The sequence below is a fragment of the Algoriphagus sp. UBA3586 genome, assembly GCF_002376385.1.
GTDB classification, from domain to species: Bacteria; Bacteroidota; Bacteroidia; order Cytophagales; family Cyclobacteriaceae; genus Algoriphagus; species Algoriphagus ornithinivorans.
In genome coordinates this window covers 1-25,634 of record NZ_DFMT01000019.1, presented here as the reverse complement: position 1 = coordinate 25,634, position 25,634 = coordinate 1, and the positions used below count along the sequence as shown (strand labels likewise).

Here is a 25,634-nt window from a genome sequence, read left to right as displayed (position 1 = left end):
CTATTTTGCTGTGAGATAAACGATCGGAACGATCATTTCCTCCAAAGATACGCCACCGTGCTGAAAAGTATCCTTATAATAGTTCACATAATAGTTGTAATTGTTTGGATACGCGAAAAAATAGTCCTCCACAGCGAACACATAACTTGAGGAAACATTAAGCTTGGGTAGCTTGGCATCTTCAGGTTTCCTTATTTCGAAAACCTTGCCTGCTTCAAAATTCAGGTTTTTCCCTTGCTTATATCTTAAGTTAGTAGTCACATTTTTATCCCCAATTATTCGGTATGGCTTATTGACTCTCTTGGTTCCATGATCAGTAGTGATGATTACATCTGCTTCTGCCAGTTGAATCTTTTTCAACAGATCAAATAAGCTACTATGCTCAAACCAACTTTTGGTTAGAGAGCGATAAGCCGATTCATCAGGAGCAAGCTCTCTAATCATTTTCATATCTGTCCTCGCATGAGATACCATGTCCACAAAATTATAAACTAGGACATTTAACTCATTTTGAACCAAAGAGTGAAACTGATCCAAAACAGCCTTTCCTTGATTGGCTTGAATTATTTTATGATATGAATGCTTCGCTTGTACCCTGCTTTTTTCTAAGTTAATCTTCAACCAATCTTCCTCGAAATTATTTTTCCCTTCATCAGAATCCTCATCTTCCCATAGGTTGGGATAAAATCTAGCCATATCCATAGGCATCATCCCGCTGAAGAGCGCATTTCTAGCAAAAGCCGTGGTGGTAGGAAGGATACTATAATAGGTTTCCTTTTCCTGAATATTGAAATATGGAGAAACTAAGGACTCGATCTCTTCCCACTGGTCCAACCTTAAATTGTCAATCACAATAAAGAACAGAGGCTTCCCTTCTTTGACCTTAGGGAACACTTTCTTTTTCATCACTTGATGGGAAAGCAAAGGTTTATCTGTGTTTTTTTCTTCCAGCCAGTCTAGGTAGTTGTCTTTGATGAATCGGGCAAAAGACGCGTTTGCTTCGGTTTTTTGTGACTCCAAAACTTCCTGCATGCTCTTATTTTCAGTATCGTCAATCTGAAGCTCCCAGTAGGTCAATTTCTTATAAATATTTGCCCAGTCCTCATGATCCTCTGCATCTCCAAAGGCCATACTGATATTCATAAAATCTTGCTGATAACTCAAAGTGGTTTTCTCTTCTATCAACTGTCTGTTTTGAAGAATCTTTTTCACTGAAAGCCAAATTTGGCTTGGATTCAATGGCTTAATCAGATAATCAGCTATTTTACCTCCAATCGCATCATCCATGATATGCTCCTCCTCACTTTTGGTGATCATGACAACTGGAATCTGAGGCTTAATCTGTTTGATTTGCTGTAAAGTTTCCAGGCCAGTCATCCCTGGCATATTTTCATCTAGAAAAATGACATCAAAATTTCGTTTTTCGACTTCTTCTATCGCATCTATGCCAGAATTAACGGTAGTGATAGCATAGCCTTTTTGTTCCAAAAAAAGGATATGTGGCTTCAAAAGGTCAATTTCATCATCGGCCCATAGAATATTGGATTTTTGCGACATAGCGGATTCCGTTTCTTTTAAAATTATAATTACTTTTGGGTAAACAAAACAGGCCTCCTTGAAAAGCCAGAAAATACTCAACGATCCCGTTTATGGTTTTATCACCATTCCGAGCGAGTTGATTTTTACAATCATTGATCATCCATATTTCCAAAGATTACGCCGGATCAAGCAATTGGGTTTGACAGATTTTGTCTACCCCGGTGCTTTACATACGCGATTTCACCATGCTTTGGGTGCAATGCACTTAATGAGCATCACTTTGGATAACCTCAGGAATAAAGGTACCGAAATCTCAGACCCTGAGTATGAAGCAGCTTTAATTGCAATTCTGCTTCATGACATAGGTCATGGCCCTTTTTCCCATGCATTGGAATATAGTCTTTTAAAATCAGTTCCGCATGAGGAACTGTCATTACTGATTATAGAACTCTTAAATCAAGAATTAAGTGGCAAACTTGATCTGACTTTAAGAATCTTTAAGAATCAATATGAACGGAAATTTTTCCATCAGCTGGTTTCCAGTCAGTTGGATATTGATCGGCTAGACTACCTTCAAAGAGATTGTTTCTTCACGGGTGTCTCTGAAGGTACGATCGGGGCAGACCGTATCATCAAGATGATGGATGTGAAAGACGATCAGGTAGTCATTGAAGAAAAAGGGATTTACTCTATAGAAAACTTTCTGAGCGCCAGAAGGCTAATGTATTGGCAGGTTTACTTGCACAAGACTACCGTGAGTGCAGAAAAAATGCTGATAAACCTGATCCAAAGAGCAAAAGACTTAAAAATCAGGGGTGCCAATTTCCCAATTTCCGAGGAGTTTGATTATCTATTGGGCAATGAACATACCTTACAGGATTTTCAAAGCAATCCTGATTTATTGAAGATTTTCTTGGAGTTAGATGATTTGGATCTATGGGGAGCTATCAAACTTTGGAAAAAATCGGATGATTATGTTCTCAGAAGTATTTCCAGGATGTTTTTAACGAGGAATCTTTTCAAAATAAGCCTGAAAAATGACCCTTTTACAAAAAAGGAAATTGAAAGCTCAAAAAGAAAAGCGATTCAAAAATTAGGGATTCCTGAAGAGGATTTGGATTATTTCTTTTCCCATGGAACTGTGAGCAATTATGGATATTTGATCAAAGACCGGATTAATATTCTTACCAAGAAAGGAAAAGTAATTGACGTGGCTCAAGCGGCAGACTTGCCTAACATCAAAGTGATGAGCAAAATCGTCGAAAAACACTATATATGTAAAGCCAAAAGTCTAATTTAGACAATCAATACATTTGCTGTATGGAATTTACTTTAAGGCAGTTAGCCGAATTATTGAATGGAAAAGTAGAAGGCGATGAAAGCTTGACAGTGAGCCGTCTTGACAAAATTCAAGAAGGCCAAGCGGGCGGAATTAGCTTCCTTTCCAATGAAAAATACGAACCCTACCTTTATCAAACTCAAGCTACTGCAGTTATTGTTTCAGAAGGGTTCAAACCTTCAAAAACCTACAAGACCAATCTGATTCGGGTAAAAGATGCCTATTTGGGATTTACAGCTCTTCTTGAAGCTTACGCCCAGTTTTCAAAAGCGTCTTTTTCGGGAGTAGAGGAGCCAAGCTTCATGGACGCAAGTTCCAGTATTGGAGAAAATCACTTCAGAGGTGCATTTTCCTATATCGGAAAAAACTGCAAAATCGGAAATCAGGTTAAAATTCATCCTCATGCATACATTGGAAACAATGTAGAGATTGGAGATAATACCATCATTCATTCTGGCGCCAGGATTTGTACCGACACCAAAATTGGTAAAAATTGTGAAATCCATCCTGGTGCCGTGATAGGCTCGGATGGTTTTGGCTTTGCTCCTCAAGAAGATGGATCATATAAAGCTATCCCGCAAATAGGAAACGTAATCATAGAGGACAATGTCAGTATTGGAGCTAATTCAACTATTGATTGCGCAACCATGGGCTCAACCCTAATCAAAAAGGGAGCGAAAATCGATAATCAGGTACAAATTGCCCACAACGTTGTAATAGGTGAAAATACTGTTATTGCTGCCCAAACAGGAATTTCAGGATCCACAGAAATTGGAAAAAACTGTGTTATCGCCGGAAAAGCAGGAATTGTAGGCCATATTAAAATTGCGGACAACACTACTATCGGAGCCAACACGGGTGTAAGTAAGTCCATCAAATCACCTGGGCAAACATTATTTGGTTACATAGGATTTGACATGAAACAGTTTTTAAAGTCTTATTCTATATTCAAAAATTTGGACGACCTAGAGAACAGAATCAAAGAACTCGAAAAAAAGCCTTAATTTTGCGGCCCTAGCATTTAAATGGCTAAGAAATAATGAAAGTAAAACAGCACACTATAAAGAAACAGGTTGAATTGTCAGGAGTTGGCCTACATACAGGAGTCATTTCCAACATGACTTTTTTACCTGCTCCACCCAATCACGGTATTAAGTTTCAGCGAATAGATTTAGAAGGAATGCCTACTGTGGATGCAGACTGCGATTTGGTCGTAGACGTATCCAGAGGCACCACGCTTGAGCAAAACGGAGCACGCGTTTACACTGTAGAACATGTTCTAGCTGCTTTGGTTGGCATGGAAATAGACAATGTGCTAATTCAGCTGGATGGTCCAGAACCTCCTATCATGGACGGTTCATCCATTCAATTTATTGAGGTGCTAGAAGACGCTGGGCTGGAAGAACAAAATGCATTGAGAAGATTTTTTGAAGTTCAGGAAAGTATCCAATACAAGGATTCTTCCAGAGAAGTAGAAATGGTTGCTCTTCCAACCGACAATTATAGAGTGACCGTCATGGTTGACTACAATTCTCCAGTCTTGGGAAGTCAGCATGCGTCCATTACAGATATCGGACAATTTAAAACTGAGATCGCATCATGCAGAACTTTCTGCTTTTTGCATGAATTAGAAATGCTTTACAACTCCAACTTAATTAAAGGAGGAGACTTAAATAATGCCATTGTCGTTGTCGACAGAGTAGTTGAAGAAAAAGAACTGGCGCATCTAGCCAAAATGTTCAACAAGCAAAGAGTTGAGGTCAAAAAGGAAGGCATCCTTAATAATGTTGATCTTCGCTACCGAAATGAGCCTGCAAGACATAAGCTTTTGGATGTAGTAGGAGATTTGGCATTGGTTGGAAGACCATTGAAGGCTCAAATTTTAGCTGCAAGACCAGGGCACGCTGCCAACGTAGCTTTCGCAAAAAAGCTAAAAAGAGCTATGGAAAAGGCAGGAGCTTCGCACATTCCACACTACGATCCAAAACTTCCACCAGTAATGGATATCAATCAGATCTCCAATATTCTTCCTCATAGATATCCTTTCCAATTGTTGGATAAAATCATCTACTTAGATGATACGGTAGTTGCTGGAGTGAAAAATGTAACGATGAATGAACCGTTTTTCTTGGGTCATTTTCCGGGCAATCCAGTGATGCCAGGTGTGCTCCAAGTGGAGGCAATGGCGCAGACGGGTGGTATTTTGGTACTAAGCACAGTAGATGACCCTGAAAATTATTGGACTTACTTCTTGGGAATCGAGAATTGTAAGTTTAGAAAAATGGTACTTCCTGGAGATACACTGATTTTCAAATGTGAACTTTTAGCGCCTATCAGAAGAGGAATTGCAAAAATGAGAGGAGAGGCCTATGTGGGTAACACATTGGTTTGTGAGGCAGTTATGACAGCCAGTATAACTAGAAAAGAATCATGATCAGCCCATTAGCTCATGTAAGCCCAAAAGCTCAACTTGGAGAAAATGTCCACGTTGATCCCTTTACCATGATTCATGAAGATGTAATCATTGGAGAAAATTCTTGGATTGGCCCTAATGTTACGATTTTCCCAGGCGCAAGAATTGGAAAAAACTGCAAGATATTTCCAGGTGCAGTGATCGCAGGTATTCCTCAAGACTTAAAATTTCAAGGAGAAGATTCTACCGTAGTGATTGGTGATAATACTACCATTAGGGAGTGTGTTACTATCAGCCGGGGAACAGTTGACAAGCAGACTACAGTAATAGGAAGCAACTGCCTTCTAATGGCTTATGTACACGTTGCACATGACTGTGTGATCGGAAGCCATGTAATCATCGCCAACTCAGTACAAATTGCTGGACACGTATCCATCGATGACTGGGCAATTGTGGGTGGATCTAGTGCCATTCACCAATTTGTCAAGGTAGGAATGCACTCCATGATTTCAGGCGGTTCATTGGTGAGAAAGGACGTTCCTCCATTCACAAAAGCTGCAAGGGAACCACTTTCCTATGCCGGTGTAAACTCATTGGGACTGAGAAGAAGAGGTTTCAGCTCTGAAACCATTGCACATATACAGGAAGTATATAGATATCTTTTCTTAAACAGCCTCAATAACAGTAAGGCTTTGGAAGAAATTGAAGTAAACCTTCCTGCAACCAAAGAAAGAGATGAAATTCTGAATTTTATCCGATCTTCAGAAAGAGGAGTAATGAAAGGCTATATCAATTAAAATGCTGAAAATCCAACTCGAAGAGGCTTCAAAACGCTTTCAATACGAATGGATTTTTAAAAATCTGGATTTATCGCTTCAATCCGGTGATTCACTAGCAATCACTGGAAGTAATGGCTCGGGAAAGTCCACACTTCTCAAATGTATTGCAGGGTCCATCCCATTGAGTTCCGGAAAAATATCTTTCCTAAAAGACAAACCTATTCCTGATTCTGACTGGTTTAGATTCCTAACTATTGCAGCACCATATTTGGAGCTTCCAGAGGAATTTAGCCTCAAGGAAGTATTGCAATTTCATTTCAAATTCAAAAAACCTAAAAGCAATTTGAGCTTGGAAGAAATGTTGCAGATTTTATACCTGGAGCAACATATGAATAAACCCATATCCCAGTTTTCTTCAGGAATGAAACAAAGATTAAAGCTTGGATTGGCACTTTTTTCAGATGTTGACTTGGTCCTTCTCGACGAACCCACTTCTAATCTCGATAAAAAAGGGATAAACTGGTATTTGGAAATGGTGGAAAAATTTGCTCAGAACCAGATCTTAATTGTTTGCTCCAATGAATCCAGAGAGTATGAATTTTGTCAACAAAAACTGGTATTGGAAGATTATAAATAAGGCTATTCTTTGAACTTCAAATGATATAGTTAATTTTAGAGGATTAATTCTAATTTCAATTTAATTTAGAGTTTATCTTAGGGAAATTAGATTTAAAAATCTAATTATAGCCTCTGGAAGAAAAGCCTCTAATCATTGGAATTTAAGCTTAAGAAATAAAAAGTATATGAAAAAATCATTGTTTAGTTTAAGTCTGATTTCATTGTTTACAGTGATCTTATTTGCATGTGGTGACAAGCCGGCTCCAACACCACAGAAGACGCCAGAACAGTTAGCTGTAGAAGCTTTGACTGGTTCAGGTTCTCAGACTTGGGGAATTGCAGGAGGTGGTTCTGTTACCAGAAGTGGTTCTACAGTGACAGATCAATATCAAAACTTCGAGCTGATTTTAAATTCAGGTTCTGCAAAAACCTATACCACAAGAAATAATAATGACTTGTTTGACAATTCAGGGAACTGGTCATTTGCGGGAACCAACTTTGACAAATTCAGTCTAACCGGAGCCAAACCAGCTGCAGGTCGGGAGATTTCATTTACACGCACAGGAGATAATTTGCGATTGGAATTCAATATTCCTGCACCAGGAGCCAGAATCAACGGTACTTTTGCAGTGGCAGGAAGCTATGTATTCAATTTGGTAAAAAAATAATCTGGATTTAAAACCTAAAATTAAAGGGGCTTTGAGCCCCCTTTTTTTATTTCAATGTCACCAAAGTAACTCCGGCTCCTCCCCTGTCTGCATGTTCATCTTCCATTTTTTTGACAGGCCCCATAGTTCTAAGGAGGTTCCTCGTAATTTCTCTCAGAATTCCATCTCCCTTTCCGTGAACTATCCTCAAATCTTTCACACCAAGCATATATCCTTCATCAATAAAAGTTTGAACCAAGCTTAAAACTTCTTCCCCTCTTTTTCCTCTCAAGTCCAGGTTGGGAGAAAAATCCATCATCTTTTGGTTCGTATTAAACCCTGACCTAGTGCTTGAAGCTTTGGTCTCCTTTTTAACCTGAGTTTGAGAGATTTTTTCAAGGCGAGACAATTTCACTGTGGACTTCAATTCTCCGATAGAAATATCAACTTCTTTATTTCTCAATTGCAAAACTTGGGCAATCGCCCCATTATCCTTCAAACGAACCCAGTCGCCAGTTTCAATTTTACCTCCCAAAACAGTGATCCCCGGCTCTTTAACCACTACTTTTTCCGGCTTAATTTCCTCTTTGAAGCTTTCCAATTCCTTCCTCACCTTTTTGGTAGCTTCCTTTTCAGCCTTTCCTTCTTTGATCTCCCGAATGGTTGCTTCAATTTTCTTATTGGTTTCGTCCAATAGGCGTTTGGCCTCCTGTTTTGCTTCCTGTATATAGCGTTTTTTCGTTTGCTCGAGAGTTTCTTTTAGCTCATTGTATTCCTTCAGCCTGGTCTGAAGCAATTTTTCCTTGGATTTCACCTCGGTAAGGAGCCCTGAATATTGGTTTTTTTCGTTTTCCAATTGAGTCAGAAGTCTATCATACCTCACTCTCTCTTCACCGATCTGGGATTTGGCATAATTCAGAATTTCCTTCGAAATCCCAATTTTGGAAGCAATTTCGAGCGCAAAAGAAGAGCCCGGCTTTCCAATCTCCAATTGGTACATGGGTTCCAATTTTTCCACATCATAGCGCATGGCACCATTGACTAAGCCTTGATTTTTGTTGGCTGCTTGTTTGAGGTTACCATAGTGAGTTGTCACAATGCCAAAAGCTCCAGCTTTATTGAGAGCTAATAATATGGATTCTGCAATTGCTCCCCCAAACTGAGGCTCAGTTCCTGTACCGAATTCGTCTATAAACAGGATTGTTTTTTTATTGGCAAACTGCGTAAAATGCTTCATGCTCATCAAATGTGAGCTGTAAGTACTCAGATCATTTTCCAGATTTTGCTCATCACCGATGTCAATAAAGAAATTATCAAAAAGGGAGCTTTTTGAGTCTGGATGAACCGGAATCAAAATACCGCATTGCAACATATATTGAAGCAAAGCGACTGTTTTTAAGGTTACTGATTTTCCTCCTGCATTAGGACCGGAAATCACCAATAAGCGATTCTGCCCCTCCAGATGAATTGATAAGGGTACAATTTTCTTCTGCTGAGACTTTAGCGCCATCTCCAACAGCGGGTGTCTCGCATGAGTCCAAGACAAGGTTCTTTCTTTGGCAATTACAGGCTTGACGCTTTCGGTTTTCTGGGCAAACTTGGCCTTTGCTCTGATAAAATCAATCAAGCCGAGGTAATTAGTCGCTTTTCTCAAAGCGGGAATTGAAGGCCGAAGTCTATCTGTCAGCTGGGTGAGAATCTTGATGATTTCTCTCCTCTCCATGTATTCCAAATCCCGGATTTCATTATTGATATCCAAAGCTTCTTCGGGCTCCATGAAAACAGTCTGACCAGTAGCAGATTCATCGTGAATAAAACCTCTCAGCTTCCTTTTGTTCTCAGCAGCAACGGGAATCACCATTCTCCCAGAACGTATAGTAATCGCAGAATCTTCAGGTGTTAGGCCTTTAGCTCGGGCTTCCTTGAAGATCCTATCCATGACCTTTCGCAGTCTGCCTTCCTCATAAATAATTTGATTTCTGATCAATTGCAATTCCTTACTTGCATTGCTTCTGATCTGCCCTTTTTCATCAACCACCAATTCGATGGCTTTTAGCAAACCCAGATCCAGATCCAAGACCAAACCCAGCAATTGACTTAAAGCAGGATAGGATTCTCCGTATTTGGAAAAAAACTTGATGCAACCCTGAAGCGTATTCAGGGATAATTTGACTTCATGAAATTCCTCCTGATCCAAAAAAGCTCCCTCAAGCTTGGCTTTTTCCAAATAGGGGTTCAGGTTGGTGAAATTGGAAGCAGGAAAGCTCTCTCCTGAAATCAGAATATCCAAAAACTCCTGAGTCTGGTCCAATAATTTATTAACCAGTTTCGGATCAGAAGAAAAAGCTACCTTGTCGACATACTCCATCCCCAAAGAAGAGGAGCATTCAGCCTTGAGTAGCTCTTTGATTTTTTTGAAATTTATTTTCTTCTCTAAATTCGAAGGATATAGCATTACATTTTTTCTTCACTGGTTGGATTGGATTCCCTTACTACTAGAGAATCTATCACACGGGCATACATTTGATCCATTCTTTCAGGATACTGCAAATAGTAGCGCATGCTCTCGGTAAAAACCGAATCGCTGGTATCATGTTTTAAAAAAATATCTTTTTCTAAGAGCCTATACAAAGTTTGTGAAGAGTCATAAGGAATGGGTAAAGCACTGGCCACTCCTTCAGTCAGGTGAATATCAATTAAAACGCTGACCATCTGATCCTCAGACAAAAGCCCATCAGGTTTATTGGATTTCCCGCAGGAAAGGGCCGTAGAAATCAAAAGAAATAGAATTAATAATCGTCTCACAATCCAAAATTAGGTTTTTTTAACGGATAATCTTACTACCCTTCCTGTAAGGGAAATTTTATAATTGAACTGATAAGCATAACTTAGGCGGTTCAAATCACCAATCCATGGACCAGCTATTCAGTAAGCTAAGAAAGTACGAGATTATGATCCGGAAGGTGGCAAATAATCACCTGCAAGGCGAATACCAATCCTTATTTAAAGGCTCAGGACTGGAATTTGACGATTTGAGACCCTATCAATACGGAGATGACGTAAGGACGATTGAGTGGAAAGTTTCTGCCAAAGGTCATGGAACCTTTGTGAAAACTTTCAAAGAAGATAAAGAACAGTCAGTTTATTTTCTCCTGGATATATCCGGTTCTCAGGATATAGGTCAGCCGGGTCAAAAAAAAATCGACCAAGGCAAAGTCATTGCAGGGGTTTTGACTCTGGCAGCTATTTTTGAAGGAAGCCAGGTGGGTTTAATAAGTTTTTCCGATCAAAAAGAAAAAATCATCCTTCCATCAAAAGGTGGAAAGCAGGGAGTAAAAATGATCAGAGGGATTTTTGACCATCAAAATAACTCTCTGAAAACTGACCTAAACGCCCTATTCACCTTTACGCTCAATCTGATTAAAAAGAGAAGCATTATCGTGGTGATTTCTGACTTTATTGATGAGGGTTACGAACGATCTTTCAGAGCATTGGCCGAACGGCATGACTTGGTTGCGATTCAGTTAACTGATCCCAGAGAATCTGCTTTACCCGCGTTGGGAATTATCCCTGTTTATGATAAAGAAAAAGGAAAGACAACTTGGGTAAATACAGCTTTTGGAAGCTTTTCAAGAAAAATCTCTGAAACCTTTACAACCGAAAGAGATCATTTGAGAGAGATTTGCAAGAAAAATCAAATCAACTATCTATCCATAGACACTACGCAGGATATTGTCATGCCATTGATTGAATTATTTAAGTACAGAAATAAAAGCATGAAACGTGGGTAAGAGGTTACTGTTTTTGATTCTATTTCTGGGAATTTTACTTCAAGTCTCCGCACAGGAGGTGAAGGTAGAAGGCTATTTCCTTCAAGATTCTGCCAAACTGGGAGAAAGGATAGGCTATGTTTTGAAAGCCAGCTACCCAAAGGAAAAGCAATTGATTTTTCCTGATTCTGTCTATGATTTCAGTCCATTTGTTTTGCTTGAAAAGAAAACTTTTATCTCGAGCACTAAGGAATCAATGACGGTTGACAGTGCCGTGTATTACCTTTCGAATTTTGAGTTAGATCCAAGCCTTTTTTTGACTCTACCGGTTTATGAGCTCAATCGATACGATAGTGTAACCCATTTTCCTCTAGAAGCTGAGTTAAAACTCAAATTGACTTTGGACAGTATTCCCGAACAGCTTGTTTTTCAGGAAAACAATGTATACCAACCCATAGAGAAAAAATGGAATTGGCTGTTATTTGGAGGTATCGCTCTAATTGCCATCCTGGGATTAGGTGTGTTCTTCTGGCTCTTTGCGGATAGAATTAAGAAAATATGGAACGAACGCAATGAAAAAAGGCGTTGGAAGCGCTTCCAGAAGAGATGGGCTGCTGCCACTCAAAACCTAAAAAATGAAAACTCCATGAACGCAGCTGATGAGCTTCTTGGCTTGTGGAAAGGATACATGGAAAGTATCACCAATCTTCCAATAAAAGAGTGGACATCAAGTGAAATTGGAGAAAAGCTGGAAGACATCAGAATTTTCAGTTCTCTACGAAGTATTGAAATGATTATTTACGCTGGAAAAACTTCAGAAATACAAGAAGCATCTGACTACCTGTTGGAGGTAGCTCAGGAAAAACTTCATGAAAAGTTAAGCAAAATCAAGCATGTTAGAGCAAATCACTGAGTTCTTTAGCTGGTCTTGGTTTTTGCCAGAGACCTTTAAAAGTTACGAATGGGAAAACCCTATCCTTCTCAATTTGATTTGGATAATTCCTCTTTTTATGCTGATCAGGAAGTTTATCAAATTTTTGAAAAACCCTGTTCTCGAACTTTCCCTACCTAAAAGAATAGCCAAGAACAATCCTTGGACCTACTTGCGATTGATTCCAACTGGTTTTTTCCTTCTAGCGCTTTTCATGATCGTGATCGCTTTGGCCAGACCTCAGCGGAGCAATGAAAAGGTGGAACAATACACGGAGGGTATAGACATCATGCTGGTTTTGGACATTTCTGAATCCATGGATTTGCAGGACTTCAGTCCTAATCGATTGGAAGCAGCCAAAAGAACTGCTATAGATTTTATCAGCGGGAGAATTGGAGACCGAATCGGAATGGTAGTCTTCGCAGGAGAAGCCTATTCTCTGGCTCCATTGACCAATGACTACAAGCTATTGACCGAGTTGATTTCCGAAATTTCCTTCAATATGATGGAAGCTAAAGGTACGGCTATAGGTTCTGCCATAGCATCAGGCACTAACCGTATGAAAGAGGCTGAATCCGTTTCCAAGGTGATGATTTTGCTCAGTGATGGTGAAAGTAATGCGGGAAATGTTGACCCATTATTTGCAGCTCAACTTGCCTCCGCTTTAGGAATTAAAATCTACACCATTGCGGTAGGTAAAGATGGGATGGTTCCTTATGGAACTGATTTCTTTGGCAGACCACAAATGGTCGAAAGTTACCTAGATGAAACAACGCTCAGGGAAATAGCCAAACTAACTGACGCTCAGTTTTTCAGAGCTTCCGATGGCAATGCATTACAAGGTATTTTTGACCAGATCGACAGTTTGGAGAAAACCGAAATCATGGAAAACCGCTATAGGGAAACTACCGATTACTACAGGGTGTATTTGTTCTGGGGGATTCTTTTATTCTTCTTCTGGATGGTCCTCAAAAGCAGTTTCCTAAACAACTTCCTATTGGACTGATTCCCGATAGGTTTTTTCTCTCCAGTTTTGGAGCAATGGGTCCATCATAGCAAACCATAAAGGTGGAAAAAAGGCTACCAAGATCATCGCAGAGTATCCAGCCGGCAACTGTGGACTTTCTTTATAATGATTTAAGACCTGATAAGGTTTGTAGGCATATGCATGATGATCCGAATGTCTCTGGAGTTGAAAGAGTAAAAAATTACTCACAGTATGATTGGCATTCCAAGAATGTAATGGGGTGACTTTTTCATAAAAACCATTGGCCAATTTCTTCCTTTCCATTCCATAGTGCTCCAAGTAATTAACAGCTTCAAGTAAACTAAAACCCAAAATACTTTGAGCCAAGAAGAATAGAGGGAGTTCCCAAATCAACCTGTCGAAAAATATAGAGAAGCCTCCTGTAACTAGAACTATAAAAATAATCGGTAAAAGAGTAAACTGAATCATTTGATTTTTCCAGGAAGCAAGAGGAATGCTTTTCTTTTTCAATCTTTCGGCTTCTAGTTTCCAAGCACTCAAATACCCGTCCTTTACAGACCTGAACCAAAAACGGTAAAAATTTTCCCCAAATCTACTTGTTGCCGGATCTTCCGGAGTAGCTACTCTAACGTGATGACCACGATTGTGCTCGATAAAAAAGTGCATATAGCAAACACACATCAATAATATCTTTGCGTATAACTGCTCCAATTTTTCAGCTTTGTGACCTAACTCGTGGGCTACTGTAATTCCAATCCCTCCAGTGATCAAAGCCATTCCACTGGTAAAAGCTAGCCATTCCCACCAGCTAAAATCGACTTTAGAAACCTGGAAAAAGGCCCAAATTAAAACTGCTAATTGAACATATACCCATCCAAAAGTCACCACTTTATAAAAGCGCTCTTTGGCAACTTTTGAAATAAATTCTTTGGGAACGTTAGTACTGTCTTTTTTTACCAAAAAATCCATCAATGGAACCAGTACAAAAACAAATACATGAATTATAAAAAGGCCAATACCTCCCAGGTAAAATCCGAGAATAAATAATACAGGAAGAATTAAAGCACTAAAAAAACCGATCTTTTTAAGATTTTTCATTTCTCATTTGCTGATAGAACAATTTACTCTTTTTCCTTCATCTTTGGAATAGCTGCTTTTCTCATAAAAACAAAGGATGAAATAACCGATCTCATTCCTTAGCAGAAGGATCCCCAATCGATACACTTTGAAACTATTTTTGGAAAAACCACAAAATGATTTTTATCAGTTTTCCGACTTACCTGTGTCAATATTTACTGGCCATAAGAATCAGACATTTGAAAAAATTATTTTCTTATGACAATTCAGCCAGAATTAATTCAAAAGTATAACTCACCAGCACCAAGATATACCAGCTATCCTACTGTTCCGCTTTGGGAAAATAACATCCAACCCAACCATTGGTCTCAATTAGTTGATCAAGCATTCCAGATATATGGAAAGGAGGAAGGAATATCTTTATATATCCACTTACCATTTTGCGAAAGTCTATGTACCTATTGTGGATGTAACAAAAGAATCACAAAAAACCATGATGTAGAAAATCCATATTTAGAAAGTTTATTGAAAGAGTGGGAAAATTATTTGAACATTTTCCATGAAAAACCGAAGTTGGCAGCTATTCACTTGGGTGGTGGAACCCCCACTTTTTTTTCTGCAGAAAATCTTTTCACATTCCTAAAAAAACTCATTGAATCTTGTGAAATATTACCGGGAAAAGAATTCAGCTTTGAAGGTCATCCCAATAATACCAGCTTAGAGCATTTGAAGAAACTGGCAGAATTGGGGTTTGATCGAGTTAGTTTCGGGATTCAGGATTTTGATCTTTTGGTGCAGAAAACCATCAATCGAATTCAACCTTTTGAGCGGGTACAAGAAGCTGTGGAGAATGCCCGATCAGTTGGATTTAAATCCATAAATTTTGATTTGATTTATGGTCTTCCCTATCAAAATGAAGAAACTTTAAGCTGTACTTTCAAGGCGGTCCAAGAATTAAAACCCGACAGAATAGCTTTTTACTCCTATGCCCACGTACCTACTTCTTTCCCTGCTCAAAGAAGTTATGAATCCCACTTACCCAATGAAATTGAAAAGCGGAGCCTCTACGAATTAGGCAAAAGCCTTTTGATCAAAATGGGCTATACGGAAATTGGAATGGATCATTTTGCTTTACCAAAAGATCCACTGAATCTAGCTAGACAAAGTGGAAAACTCCACCGAAATTTCATGGGCTACACCACTTCCAAATCAAAAATTTTAATAGGATTAGGAGCTAGTAGCATCTCTGACATTTATATTGCCTATGCTCAAAATCAAAAGTCAGTCGAACTTTACCAAAATGAAATTTCCAAAGCAAATTGGCCAATTGTAAAAGGACATTCCCTTACAGAGGAAGACCTGTTGGTAAAAGAAATTATCTTAGACTTGATATGTAAACAAGCTGCTTTTGTTCCAGTAAATATCTGGTCTCAATTGTCAGATTCCAGCCTTGAAAATTTAAGGGATATGGAGATCGAGGGTATGATAAATATAATGGGTAAAACTATTCAGATTACAGAATTAGGTATAGCCTTTATTCGGATCATCTGCATGCAGTTTGATTTGCGGCTACAACATAGACAAGAGGAGGTTTTCTCCTTCAGTAAAGCTATCTAATTAGCGGCACATGGTAATTTCCACCTGTTGGGATCCATAATTGAACACTTGCAAATCAGGACTTAAAAGATGGATTCCAAGGCCTAGTCCACGAAAAATAAATACAATTCCAATGATCACTCCCAGGTAGGGAATGACTCGTTGGAATTGTATTCTTTTACTCATAGAAAGGAATTTACCTGAAAGCATCAATGCCATCAATAAAGGCATGGTGCCCAGTCCAAAGAAAAACATATAAATAGCTCCATATATTGGGCTTTGAAATCCCAAAGCAGCTACCAAGGCTAAATAAACCATTCCGCAGGGCAATAGTCCATTTGCCAATCCAGTTCCAAAAAAAGCCAAAGCCCCACCTCTTTTAAGGTAAAACGAGAGTTGTGCTTTCACCCATTTTACAAGGTCATTTAAGATACCTAGAGACGAAATATTTTCAGATTGCCTGAAAAGCAATGATAAGAAAATTAGAAATAAACCAATCAGGATAGAAAAGCCCTGCTGAAACCCTGCAAGGGATAGACTGAATCCTATGCTCCCGACAATCAATCCCAAAAAAGCGTAGGTGAAGCTTCTACCCAGGTTATAAAAAATTTTATTCCATAAGAACTGATTAGAGCCTGAATTTCCAATAGCCAAAGCAATAGGCCCACACATTCCCACACAGTGAAATGAGCTCAAAAAACCTAGGGCTAAAGCTGTCCAAATCATTTTAAAGAGATTTTCTTTTCCTGATAATATGATTCCCCGTTTTCTTGCCAACTCAATTGAGCTTTCCAATAACCAGCTTGAAGATTTCCAATAAATACTGTCTTCTCATTTTCTTCTTTTATTTCTACTGTTAATTTCTGATCCAGTTTAGAATCCGAAGGTCGAAATAAGTGAAGTATGCCCGTTGCTCCCACCGGAAGATCTAAAAAGAGGCTTTGATTTTCCGCATCAAACTGAAGCACTTCTCTTTCAAGAGTCAATGTGGACTTTTCTTTATCTATTTGATCTTGATAGTTGATTTCGGCCTCATAATAATTTTCAGTAACCAACTCTATCCCTTCCATTCGGACAGATATAACCACCATGGTCATGATTATGACAATGAATCCAATAATGGCTAATAGAATACCTTTTCCCCAATCCATAATTATTGCTTTTTGGCTACTGGAGCCATGAAACTTGTATTAATCTGATCTATTTCTTCTCCTTCGTGAATCAATGATAAATTCACTTTTTCCTGAGGGACACTCACTTTTGTCTGGTTTTTGACCAGAAAAAATCTTCCTTCGACCTTTGACTGTGGTTGCAACACCAAATTTGATGTACCTACCAATTCAACTGATACATCTTCCGATAAAGACTGCAGGTTTACAGACTGCTCCTGAAATGTCTTATTAATAAGAGTGATTTGATAAAGATTTGAGACAGTTCCATTGTCTCGCATTTGATAGGTCATCCCCGGAAATCTGGTGACTGTTGCTTCAAGGTCTTCCCTTGTCGCTATCAGAGAAACAAAACCTAGAATCAATACAATCAAAACCAAAGAATAGGCTTTTACTCGGGTGGTCATTAGTTTTTGCACGCCTTTCTGAATACTATTTTCGGATGCATACCTAATCAAACCCTTAGGCCTATCTACTTTTAGCATCACTTCGTCACAGGCATCGATGCAGGCTGTACAATTGACGCATTCCATTTGAATTCCATTTCGGATATCTATGCCAGTTGGACAAACTTGAACGCAAAGGCTACAATCCACACAATCACCTTTGGGTGAAATTTCAGCTTGACTTTTTCTCAAAGGCCCTCTTGGTTCACCCCTGACGTAATCGTACATGACATTGATAGAATTATCATCCAAAAGCACTCCTTGAAGCCTCCCATAAGGACAGACAACAAGACAGGCCTGCTCTCTAAACCAGGTAAACACGAACATGAAAATTCCTGAAAAAGCCAATAACCCGACAAATCCGGCCATGTTTTGGGTTGGTTGCTGAGAGACAATCTCTTTTACTTGATCAACTCCAATCAAATATGCCATGACTAAATGGCCTATCAGTAATGAAATAATTGCGAAAACAAGCAGTTTTACTCCTTTCTTAACTATCTTCTCTACTGACCATGGTCCCTCATTGAGGGTTCTTTGCCTATTGGCATCCCCCTCTATGGTATATTCAATTTTCCTAAATACCATTTCCATAAAGAGCGTTTGAGGGCAAGCCCACCCACACCAGACTCTTCCAAAAATGACTGTAAACAGGATGATGAAAACCATGAAAATCAATAGGAGGAAAATCAGTAAGTGAGTATCCTGTGGCCAAAACACAGCTCCGAAAATGATAAACTTCCTTTCAAAAATATTGAATAGCAACCATGGTCTTCCATCAACTTGAATAAATGGCCCCGTAAATAAAATAGCCAATAAGAGCCATGATAGATAGGTTCTATATCGGTAAAATATCCCTGATACTTTTTTGGGATACACCCAGTTCCTCTTCCCATCCTCTTTGACAGTTGCCAAAGCATCACGAAAGTTTTCTGGATTAGTATGAGGGTTCTTCTTAGCCATATTTGGAGTATGGCTGCCAGATTTCTAGCCTGGCAGCCTTAATTAATTTAAAGTGATGATCGCTGTACTATCAGAAGCTAATTCTTCTGGTTGGATTGTTTCTTGGACAAATAATTCTCCCTGAGGATCTTTTGGGTTTGCTGGAGTCGAACCCTTAAGACTCAAAATGAAGCTGGATACTTGCTGAATCTCAACCGGTGATAATTGATCTTCCCAAGGAACCATTCCTTTGCTTACAACTCCATACTTTACAATTTTAAATACATCTTGGATGCTTCCTCCATGTATCCAATATTCATCTGTCAGATTTGGACCAACACCCCCACCTCCGTCAGAGGCATGGCAAGCAGCACAATTTGCCTCGAAAATGGATTTACCAGAACTCAAAGCAGCTCCTGACTCATCAAACACCACACTACTTTCGTCAATAGATGCCATCATATTGGCCTTTCGTGCTTCCGCAGCTATTGCTTCTAATTGAAGTTCTTCCTCATATTCTTCAACTCCTGTTTTTCCAATGCCCAAAACAGAGTAGTTCACGAAATACCCAACTCCAAATGCGATTGTCAGAATAAATACCCATTGCAGCCATGGAGGCATAAAATTGTCCAGTTCGGTTATCCCATCATAAGAATGATCCGCCATGACTTTGGCTTTTTCATCCTTACTTCCTACCTCTGGCAATTTCCCTGTCACAAAACGCTCTTTAAATTTCTCCCACCAACTCGGTTCTTTTGCCATTTCGGGATTCTCTTTTTTCAAGACTGCCACCATGAAATACATAAGGTAAACCATCAATATCAGTAGTAGAACGATAACCAGAAGCACTATTCCAAGGATGATTAATAGGGTTATCTGGCCAGAATCCATGGATTGAAGGGTGATATACCAATTGGACTCTGCTGTTTGTGCCCATGAATTAGAATTTGCAAGGGCTAATAATGCTAAACTCAAGGTTAACTTTTTCATGGCTGTTCACTGGTTAAATGATCATCATTTTCCATAGGAAGAGATTTCATGTGGTCCTCCAAATCCTTTGGCATCCGAAATACCCAAAAGAACACTCCAAGGAAAAACAAAACGAATATGAGTAAGGAAATCACTGGATAGATTTCAATATTCTCTATAGATCTTAAGACTTCTTTATACATGATTTCCTGATTTAATTTTCTGCTGTAGCTTTGATATCTGTGCCCAATCGCTGCAAATAGGCAATCATGGCCACTATTTCTGTATGAGGAAGTGTTTCTACACCTGCCTCTTTCAAGTTGGAAACGATACGATTTGCCTGAACGTCCAAATCTTCCATCGCCTTCTCATCATACCCTTCCGGATATGGGACACCCAGTTTTTGGAGAGTTCTGATCTTCGCAGGCAAATCCGAATAATCCATGATGTTCTCTGTCATCCATGGGTAAGGAGGCATCAATGAGCCCGGAGACATAGAGGATGGATCTTGCATGTGGAAGTAATGCCAGGAATCTGGGTATTTCCCTCCTACTCTGTGAAGATCAGGACCAGTTCGTTTGGAACCCCATAAAAATGGTCTATCGTAGACAAATTCTCCAGCCTTGGAATATTCTCCATAACGTTCAGTCTCAAACCTAAATGGCCGGATCATTTGAGAATGGCAACCTACACATCCATTTTTGATGTAAAGGTCTCTCCCCTCCAACTCCAATGGAGTGTAAGGTTTAACCGAGGAAATAGTTGGGACATTGGATTCAACCAATATGGTTGGAATAATTTCAATAGCTCCCCCTATGGCTATAGCAATGGTCGCCAAGACTGTAAAGAAAATAGGCTTTCTTTCCCATGCACGGTGCCAAAATTCGCCTGTTGCATTATAGGAAGGTGCCAAAGCTGGAGCCTGATCTTCTTCATATTCTTGAAATACTCCCTTTTGGGCTGTTTTATACATGTTGTATACCATAATAATTGCACCGATGAGATAGAGTAATCCACCCAATGCTCTCAAGATATACATAGGCACAAGCTCCACTACCGTCTGAAGGAAGTTTCCATAAGCCAACCTTCCCATTTCATCAAACTCTCTCAGCATCAAAAACTGAGTCAAGGCAGCAACATACATAGGAAGGGCATAGAAAATAATACCTAGAGTACCTATCCAGAAATGCGTATTAGCTAATTTTTGAGAATAAATGGTGGTTTTGAATAATCTTGGCCACATCCAATACAGCATACCGAAGGTCAAGAAACCATTCCAACCCAAACCTCCTATGTGGACGTGTGCTACGATCCAATCTGTATAGTGTGCGATAGCATTGACATTTTTCAAAGAAAGCATTGGTCCCTCAAACGTGGACATTCCATAGGCTGTAACGGCTACCACCATGAATTTGAGTACAGGTTCATTCCTCACTTTATCCCAAGCACCTCTCAATGTTAAAAGACCATTCACCATACCTCCCCAGGAAGGTGCGATCAACATTACTGAAAATACTGTCCCCAATACTTGAGCCCATTCAGGAAGAGCAGTATAGAGTAAATGGTGAGGCCCTGCCCACATGTAGATAAAAATCAAAGACCAGAAATGGACGATAGAAAGCTTATAAGAATAAACAGGTCTATTGGCAGCCTTTGGTAGAAAGTAATACATGAGCCCCAAGAATGGAGTAGTCAGGAAAAATGCAACGGCATTATGTCCATACCACCATTGCACCAAGGCATCCTGTACACCTGCATAAGCTGAATAACTTTTTGTCCATGAAACCGGAAGTTCCAAGGAATTGAAAATGTGAAGTACAGCTACCGTAATAAAAGATGCCAAATAGAACCAAATGGCCACATACATGTGTCTTTCCCTTCGCTTGAATAAGGTTCCAATCATATTGGCACCAAATGCAACCCAAACTAAGGCTATGGCAATATCAATTGGCCACTCCAGTTCAGCGTATTCTTTTGAAGTGGTCAAACCCAATGGGAGTGTAATAGCAGCAGCTAGAATTATCAGCTGCCAACCCCAGAAGTGGAACCAACTCAGCCCTTTATTCCACATTGGAGTTTTGAGCAATCTTGGCATGGAATAATAAATTCCGGCGAAAATTGCATTTCCAACGAAGGCAAAGATGACTGCATTAGTATGCAGAGGTCTGATCCTTCCAAACGTAGTGTAAGGATTGCCCAAATTGGCCTCGGGGAGGAATAGCTGGGTAGCGGCTATTACCCCCACCAGCATGCCTACCAGGCCCCAAATAATCGTAGCAGCTCCAAAATATTTGACAATCTTATTGTCGTAATGGAACCGTTCCAGCGTAGCATCATTCATAGGACTTAGGTTTTGTTGATTGTTTTTTTGTTGCTTTTTTATGAGAATCAAATAGAATTCGAACTGATGGGGTATAATCATCATCAAACTGACCATCCTTCATTGCTCTGAAAAAGAGCCAAAGGAAAGTCACGGCGAGAATTAAGCTGATGGCTATCAATAGAAATATTACTTCCATATTATGTCGATTTTTGAATAATTAGACCTTTTTTCCACGCCAGGATATTAGTACTGAGGGTAGTAAATAACACCACGGATATACTGCTCACTGGCATCAAAACAGCACAAATCACTGGACTTAGTAGCCCCTGAACAGCAAGACTAACTCCCACTACATTATAGAGAAGGCTTAATCCAAAACTTGCTTTGATTATATTTCTAGACTGCTTTGCGAAACCCAGATAATCGGATATGCTTCTCAAAGAATCTGAACTCAGGATGGCATCACTTGCAGGCGAAAAATGACTGACCTGATCAGTGACTGCTATTCCAACATTGCTCTCCTGTAAAGCCCCCGCATCATTCAGCCCATCACCAATCATCAGCGTTTCCTTACCTGATGTATTCAAGTCCCTCAGATAATTCATTTTATCCTTTGGGCTTTGCAAAAAGTTGTATTGGATGTCCTTCCCAAGCTTGGCTTTCAATGAACCCAATTCATGAGGGTGATCTCCAGATAATACATGGATTTCATATTTTCCTCGGAGAGCCTTCACCACATCTTCCAACCCTTCTCTCAGGCCAGACTGGATATGAAAATAGCCTATTGTCACTCCCTCAACCTGAAAGAAAACTAGGTTGCCAAACTCTTCTAATTCTCCATTCTTAGAACCGGTGAAATCACTAGAGCCAATTTTTATTTCCTGATTTTTATAGATGGCTCTCAAGCCATTTCCCTTGATTTCCTCAAAGTTTTCTATTTCCAAAACAGAAATATTCCCTAACCATTGATTGATTCTAATACTTAATGGATGGGCTGATTTAGAAACCAGAGACTTGATCAGAGATTTTGTTTCATTTGAAAGAAGCTCGCCATGAAAATTTATTTTTGCTTGACTAGGAGATGTGAGCGTTCCCGTTTTGTCAAAGACTACTGTATCGATCAGAGCTAGCCTTTCTACTACGCTGGCATTTTTCAAATAGAATTTCCCCCTACCAAAAATTCGAAGCGTATTGCCTAAGGTAAATGGAGTAGACATTGCCAAAGCACATGGGCAAGCCACAATCAATACAGAGACAAAACTTTTTACGGCAATTGAAAAATCAGTAAAGGACCAAAAAAGTAAAGCTGAGACTGAGATGAAAATAACAATCCAAGTAAAAGAAGCCGAAATCTTGTTTGACAGCGGTTCTAAAAGCTTATCTTTTTTCTTTTCAAAAGCCTCATTATTCCATAAATCAGTCAAGTAACCTTGAGAAGGAGATTTTTGAACAGTCAATAAAATAGGATCTCCTAGTTGTCTTCCCCCAGCAAAAATCAAGTCGTCTTTTTTCTTCGGAACAGGTACCTCTTCACCAGTCACAAAACTGTAATCAATATTGGCTGATTCACTTAAAAGAATAGAGTCAGCCGGTATAAGTTCTTCATTTCTGACACGGATGAGGTTTCCCACTTCTAGTTTTCGCAGCGGGATCACTTCTTCCACATCCTGAGAAAGTCGGGTTATAGCTATTGGGAAATAGGATTTGTAATCTCTGTCAAACTCTAGAGTAGCAAAGGTTTTTTGCTGGTAAATCTTCCCTAATAGAAGGAAAAACAATAACCCTCCCAAGCTGTCCATATAGCCAGCATTACCCGCAATTAAAATTTCCCAAAGGGAATAAAAAAACAAGGCAATGATTCCCAATACGATTGGAACATCCATATTGATTCTCTTCAGTCTCAGGGAATTCCAAGCAGATATATAATAATCATTCGCAGAATAGAGCACTACCGGCAGCGCCAATACCACATTTAGGTAATTAAAAAGTCCTCGAAAATTTTCGGCGATTAAAACAGTTTCAGAGAAATATTCAGGAACGCTAAAGAGCATCATATTTCCAAAGCAAAACCCCGCTACTGCCAGCTTTTTGACAATCCTATTATCCGAATAGTTTTTTTGCTTTTTTTCAAGATTAGCCAAATTGATTCTTGGCTCATATCCTATGGCTGAAAGCAGTTCAACAAGTTCTTTGAGACTTAGCTTCTGATTGGAGAACTTGATTTGAACTTTCTTTTTTATGAAATCAACCCTAGAGGATATAATGCCCGAATGAATGTGGAAAAGGTTTTCCAACAACCAGATACAGGATGCGCAATGGATTAATGGAATAAAAAAAGTAACATGGCTCTGCTCTTGATTTTGAAAGTCAAGGAGATTCCTTGCTGTTTCTTCATCATTCAGATAGTCAAACCGATTGCTTTTCCCAGTTTGTGATTTTTGGCTTTCTCCCGGAAAAGCTTCTATGTTATAATAATTACATAAATCATTTTCTGCCAAAACCTCATACACCAACTTGCAACCATGACAGCAAAACTGCTTTTCTTCCAATAGAAAATTTTCATTTTCACATGGTTCACCACAGTGATAGCATTTAACAGCTGGAAGATTTATGGTTGCAGGCTTTTTCAAAGTTTTTGAATTAGTGGTGATTAGATACTTGAAGCATGATCAAACTCAGTTTTTTTTAAGGGCTTATAGTGACAGGTAGAAAGAAAGTTTATCAGACCACCGAGATCCTTTATAAAAGTGGAATAGAACTTTTGCGAGATCAGCTTGATAGCTTTTTGTAGTCACTAAAAGGCTACAATCATGCTTGACAGCATAAGACCAAAAGTCCCCAATCCTGGAAAAATTAAATTTGATAAAGCTCGTTTCCCGAGTAGAATTGGAAACAAGCTCGATTAACTCCTGTTCTTCTTTAATTTTGGATTTTGGGATAAAGCAAGGCGAAATAATAGTGGCTTTGCTTGTTGAAATTTGCTTTTTAAAAAGCTGTATAAAATGCTTGATTAAACTCGCGGAGCTAGGTGATCCATCATAATGGAATAGAAGGTGAGCAGTGGAAAAGTCAGGAACAAAAAGTAAGACAGGGATTTCGCATACTTCCTTTTCAAGAGGTTTTGGTAGCTCATTTCCATGCAACCAATCCAACACTTTATGAAGATCCACGCTAATTAAGCTCGGTTCTTCTTGGGTAAGATCACAGGAAATACTCTCCTTTTTGGCAGGCCAAAATCCAGCTTCCAAAACAGAGCAATGAAACTCTTTCAAATATTCGGAAGGGAGGTGAAATTTTTGGGCGTAGGAGGTTTTCAGTTCCATGTTCTGATTTTTTTCAATAATCAAAACTAGGAGTTATGCTAATGGGAAAATCTGACCATTCCCACGACAGAACATGATAAAAATCAGTTTGGAAAAATCTGGAAGATGTTTAGTGAAATGAGTTTGTTATTGAAAAAAGTGATGAGTAAAGCTTATGTCTAAAATAAAAAGTTATTGGTTATTGAGTTATTAGTTATTAGTTGTCGGGTTTTTGGAAAAAATTCAAAGCTAGCCTTAATTATTTCAGCTTTTACACTTTAGCCTTTAAAGCCTACTGCCTACTCAATGCTGCCTACTATCCCTGAACTGAATAAACTTCATTGGGACGAATAACAAGTAGTCCGTTCTTTCAGCTTTCCCACTTAAGCCTTCATCCTTTCCAGCCTACTGCCTACTCAAAACTGCCTAGTGTATTTGAACTGAAAAAAATTTATTTGAAGAGCAACCAGAATTCCGTCCGCCCTTTCAGCTTTCTCACTTCAGCTTTCATCCTTTCCAGCCTACTGCCTCCTCAATGCTGCCTACTATTCCTGCACTGAATAAACTTCATTGGGACGAATAACCAGTAGTCCGTTCTTTCAGCTTTCCCACTTAAGCCTTCATCCTTTCAAGCCTACTGCCTACTCAATGCTGCCTACTATCCCTGAACTGAATAAACTTCATTGGAACGAATAACCAGCAGTCCGTTCTTTCAGCTTTCTGACTTCAGCCTTCATCCTTTCCAGCCTCTCGCTTCTCTGTAGCTCTAAAACACAAAAACCCCAGCGG

At 39.2% G+C, this 25,634-nt stretch carries 23 protein-coding genes; 10 read left to right on the top strand and 13 right to left on the bottom strand.

The genetic code is table 11. The features are described 5' to 3' along the window. Entirely contained in the window at positions 1-1,557 is a 1,557-nt protein-coding gene (locus B2906_RS07125) for a PglZ domain-containing protein (protein WP_091654706.1), read from the bottom strand. A gap of 58 nt (positions 1,558-1,615) precedes the next feature. Here B2906_RS07125 and B2906_RS07120 point away from each other — a divergent pair, with 58 nt between their 5' ends. From B2906_RS07120 to B2906_RS07095, 6 genes are all read left to right on the top strand, one after another. Beyond that, positions 1,616-2,839, top strand: coding sequence for an HD domain-containing protein (locus B2906_RS07120; protein ID WP_219958209.1), 1,224 nt, complete (start codon positions 1,616-1,618; stop codon positions 2,837-2,839). Positions 2,840-2,859: 20 nt separating this feature from the next. After that, positions 2,860-3,882 carry a UDP-3-O-(3-hydroxymyristoyl)glucosamine N-acyltransferase gene (gene lpxD / locus B2906_RS07115; RefSeq protein ID WP_219958208.1) on the top strand — a complete coding sequence of 341 codons (1,023 nt, stop codon included), beginning with the start codon at positions 2,860-2,862 and terminating at the stop codon, positions 3,880-3,882. A 35-nt stretch (positions 3,883-3,917) separates the two neighbouring features. After that, a complete protein-coding gene (locus tag B2906_RS07110; RefSeq protein WP_091654710.1) occupies positions 3,918-5,312 on the top strand; it encodes a bifunctional UDP-3-O-[3-hydroxymyristoyl] N-acetylglucosamine deacetylase/3-hydroxyacyl-ACP dehydratase in 1,395 nt (464 codons plus the stop codon). Further along, positions 5,309-6,088: an acyl-ACP--UDP-N-acetylglucosamine O-acyltransferase gene (lpxA, locus tag B2906_RS07105; protein WP_091654712.1), complete on the top strand. Its 780-nt coding sequence runs from the start codon at positions 5,309-5,311 to the stop codon at positions 6,086-6,088. The genes B2906_RS07110 and lpxA overlap by 4 nt, the downstream gene beginning before the upstream one ends. 1 nt (position 6,089) lies before the next feature. Continuing rightward, a complete protein-coding gene (locus B2906_RS07100; protein WP_286936477.1) occupies positions 6,090-6,707 on the top strand; it encodes an ABC transporter ATP-binding protein in 618 nt (205 codons plus the stop codon). A 166-nt stretch (positions 6,708-6,873) separates the two neighbouring features. Next, positions 6,874-7,356, top strand: a complete 483-nt coding sequence (locus B2906_RS07095; protein WP_144607193.1) for a hypothetical protein — start codon at positions 6,874-6,876, stop codon at positions 7,354-7,356. A gap of 46 nt (positions 7,357-7,402) precedes the next feature. Here B2906_RS07095 and B2906_RS07090 read toward each other — a convergent pair whose 3' ends face one another. Together B2906_RS07090 and B2906_RS07085 are read right to left on the bottom strand one after the other, a co-directional pair. Further along, positions 7,403-9,790 carry an endonuclease MutS2 gene (locus B2906_RS07090; protein WP_286936469.1) on the bottom strand — a complete coding sequence of 796 codons (2,388 nt, stop codon included), beginning with the start codon at positions 9,788-9,790 and terminating at the stop codon, positions 7,403-7,405. Continuing rightward, complete coding sequence (locus B2906_RS07085; protein WP_091654717.1) at positions 9,790-10,140, bottom strand: DUF4296 domain-containing protein; 351 nt, start codon at positions 10,138-10,140, stop codon at positions 9,790-9,792. The genes B2906_RS07090 and B2906_RS07085 overlap by 1 nt, the downstream gene beginning before the upstream one ends. A 107-nt stretch (positions 10,141-10,247) precedes the next feature. Between B2906_RS07085 and B2906_RS07080 the strand changes: the two genes are divergently transcribed. The 3 genes from B2906_RS07080 to B2906_RS07070 are packed head-to-tail and all read left to right on the top strand — an operon-like array spanning position 10,248 to position 13,042. Then, complete coding sequence (locus B2906_RS07080) at positions 10,248-11,126, top strand: DUF58 domain-containing protein (RefSeq protein ID WP_219958205.1); 879 nt, start codon at positions 10,248-10,250, stop codon at positions 11,124-11,126. Continuing rightward, positions 11,119-12,018, top strand: coding sequence for a hypothetical protein (locus B2906_RS07075; protein WP_286936460.1), 900 nt, complete (start codon positions 11,119-11,121; stop codon positions 12,016-12,018). Before B2906_RS07080 ends, B2906_RS07075 begins: the two co-directional genes overlap by 8 nt. Continuing rightward, positions 11,999-13,042, top strand: a complete 1,044-nt coding sequence (locus tag B2906_RS07070; protein WP_091654723.1) for a vWA domain-containing protein — start codon at positions 11,999-12,001, stop codon at positions 13,040-13,042. The genes B2906_RS07075 and B2906_RS07070 overlap by 20 nt, the downstream gene beginning before the upstream one ends. Here B2906_RS07070 and B2906_RS07065 read toward each other — a convergent pair. Beyond that, positions 13,031-14,122 (bottom strand): alkane 1-monooxygenase, encoded by a 1,092-nt coding sequence (locus tag B2906_RS07065; RefSeq protein WP_286936447.1) that lies wholly within the window; start codon positions 14,120-14,122, stop codon positions 13,031-13,033. The two genes, B2906_RS07070 and B2906_RS07065, sit on opposite strands and share 12 nt — an antisense overlap. Positions 14,123-14,359: 237 nt before the next feature. On the opposite strand from B2906_RS07065, the gene hemN reads away from it, so the two are divergent. Then, complete coding sequence (gene hemN / locus B2906_RS07060; RefSeq protein WP_286936441.1) at positions 14,360-15,718, top strand: oxygen-independent coproporphyrinogen III oxidase; 1,359 nt, start codon at positions 14,360-14,362, stop codon at positions 15,716-15,718. Here the strand turns inward: hemN and B2906_RS07055 are convergent, their stop codons facing one another. The 9 genes from B2906_RS07055 to B2906_RS07015 all read right to left on the bottom strand — a co-directional run bounded on the left by B2906_RS07055 (position 15,719) and on the right by B2906_RS07015 (position 24,866). Beyond that, entirely contained in the window at positions 15,719-16,423 is a 705-nt protein-coding gene (locus tag B2906_RS07055) for a sulfite exporter TauE/SafE family protein (protein ID WP_219958200.1), read from the bottom strand. It lies immediately after the preceding gene. After that, the gene (locus B2906_RS07050) at positions 16,420-16,848 is read right to left on the bottom strand and encodes a FixH family protein (protein WP_219958199.1); all 429 of its coding nucleotides are present in this window, start codon (positions 16,846-16,848) and stop codon (positions 16,420-16,422) included. Before B2906_RS07050 ends, B2906_RS07055 begins: the two co-directional genes overlap by 4 nt. A gap of 2 nt (positions 16,849-16,850) precedes the next feature. Further along, positions 16,851-18,272, bottom strand: coding sequence for a cytochrome c oxidase accessory protein CcoG (gene ccoG / locus B2906_RS07045; RefSeq protein WP_219958198.1), 1,422 nt, complete (start codon positions 18,270-18,272; stop codon positions 16,851-16,853). 42 nt (positions 18,273-18,314) lie between these two features. Then, positions 18,315-19,241: a cbb3-type cytochrome c oxidase N-terminal domain-containing protein gene (locus B2906_RS07040; protein WP_219958197.1), complete on the bottom strand. Its 927-nt coding sequence runs from the start codon at positions 19,239-19,241 to the stop codon at positions 18,315-18,317. Next, on the bottom strand, positions 19,238-19,423 hold the full coding sequence (locus B2906_RS07035) for a CcoQ/FixQ family Cbb3-type cytochrome c oxidase assembly chaperone (protein ID WP_091654736.1): 186 nt from the start codon (positions 19,421-19,423) through the stop codon (positions 19,238-19,240). The genes B2906_RS07040 and B2906_RS07035 overlap by 4 nt, the downstream gene beginning before the upstream one ends. An 11-nt stretch (positions 19,424-19,434) precedes the next feature. Further along, complete coding sequence (ccoN, locus tag B2906_RS07030; protein WP_219958196.1) at positions 19,435-21,561, bottom strand: cytochrome-c oxidase, cbb3-type subunit I; 2,127 nt, start codon at positions 21,559-21,561, stop codon at positions 19,435-19,437. After that, on the bottom strand, positions 21,554-21,739 hold the full coding sequence (gene ccoS, locus B2906_RS07025) for a cbb3-type cytochrome oxidase assembly protein CcoS (RefSeq protein ID WP_144602290.1): 186 nt from the start codon (positions 21,737-21,739) through the stop codon (positions 21,554-21,556). Before ccoS ends, ccoN begins: the two co-directional genes overlap by 8 nt. A 1-nt stretch (position 21,740) precedes the next feature. Beyond that, positions 21,741-24,173: a heavy metal translocating P-type ATPase gene (locus B2906_RS07020; RefSeq protein ID WP_219958195.1), complete on the bottom strand. Its 2,433-nt coding sequence runs from the start codon at positions 24,171-24,173 to the stop codon at positions 21,741-21,743. A gap of 63 nt (positions 24,174-24,236) precedes the next feature. Further along, complete coding sequence (locus tag B2906_RS07015) at positions 24,237-24,866, bottom strand: hypothetical protein (protein ID WP_219958194.1); 630 nt, start codon at positions 24,864-24,866, stop codon at positions 24,237-24,239. Between the last annotated feature and the right edge of the window lie 768 nt (positions 24,867-25,634).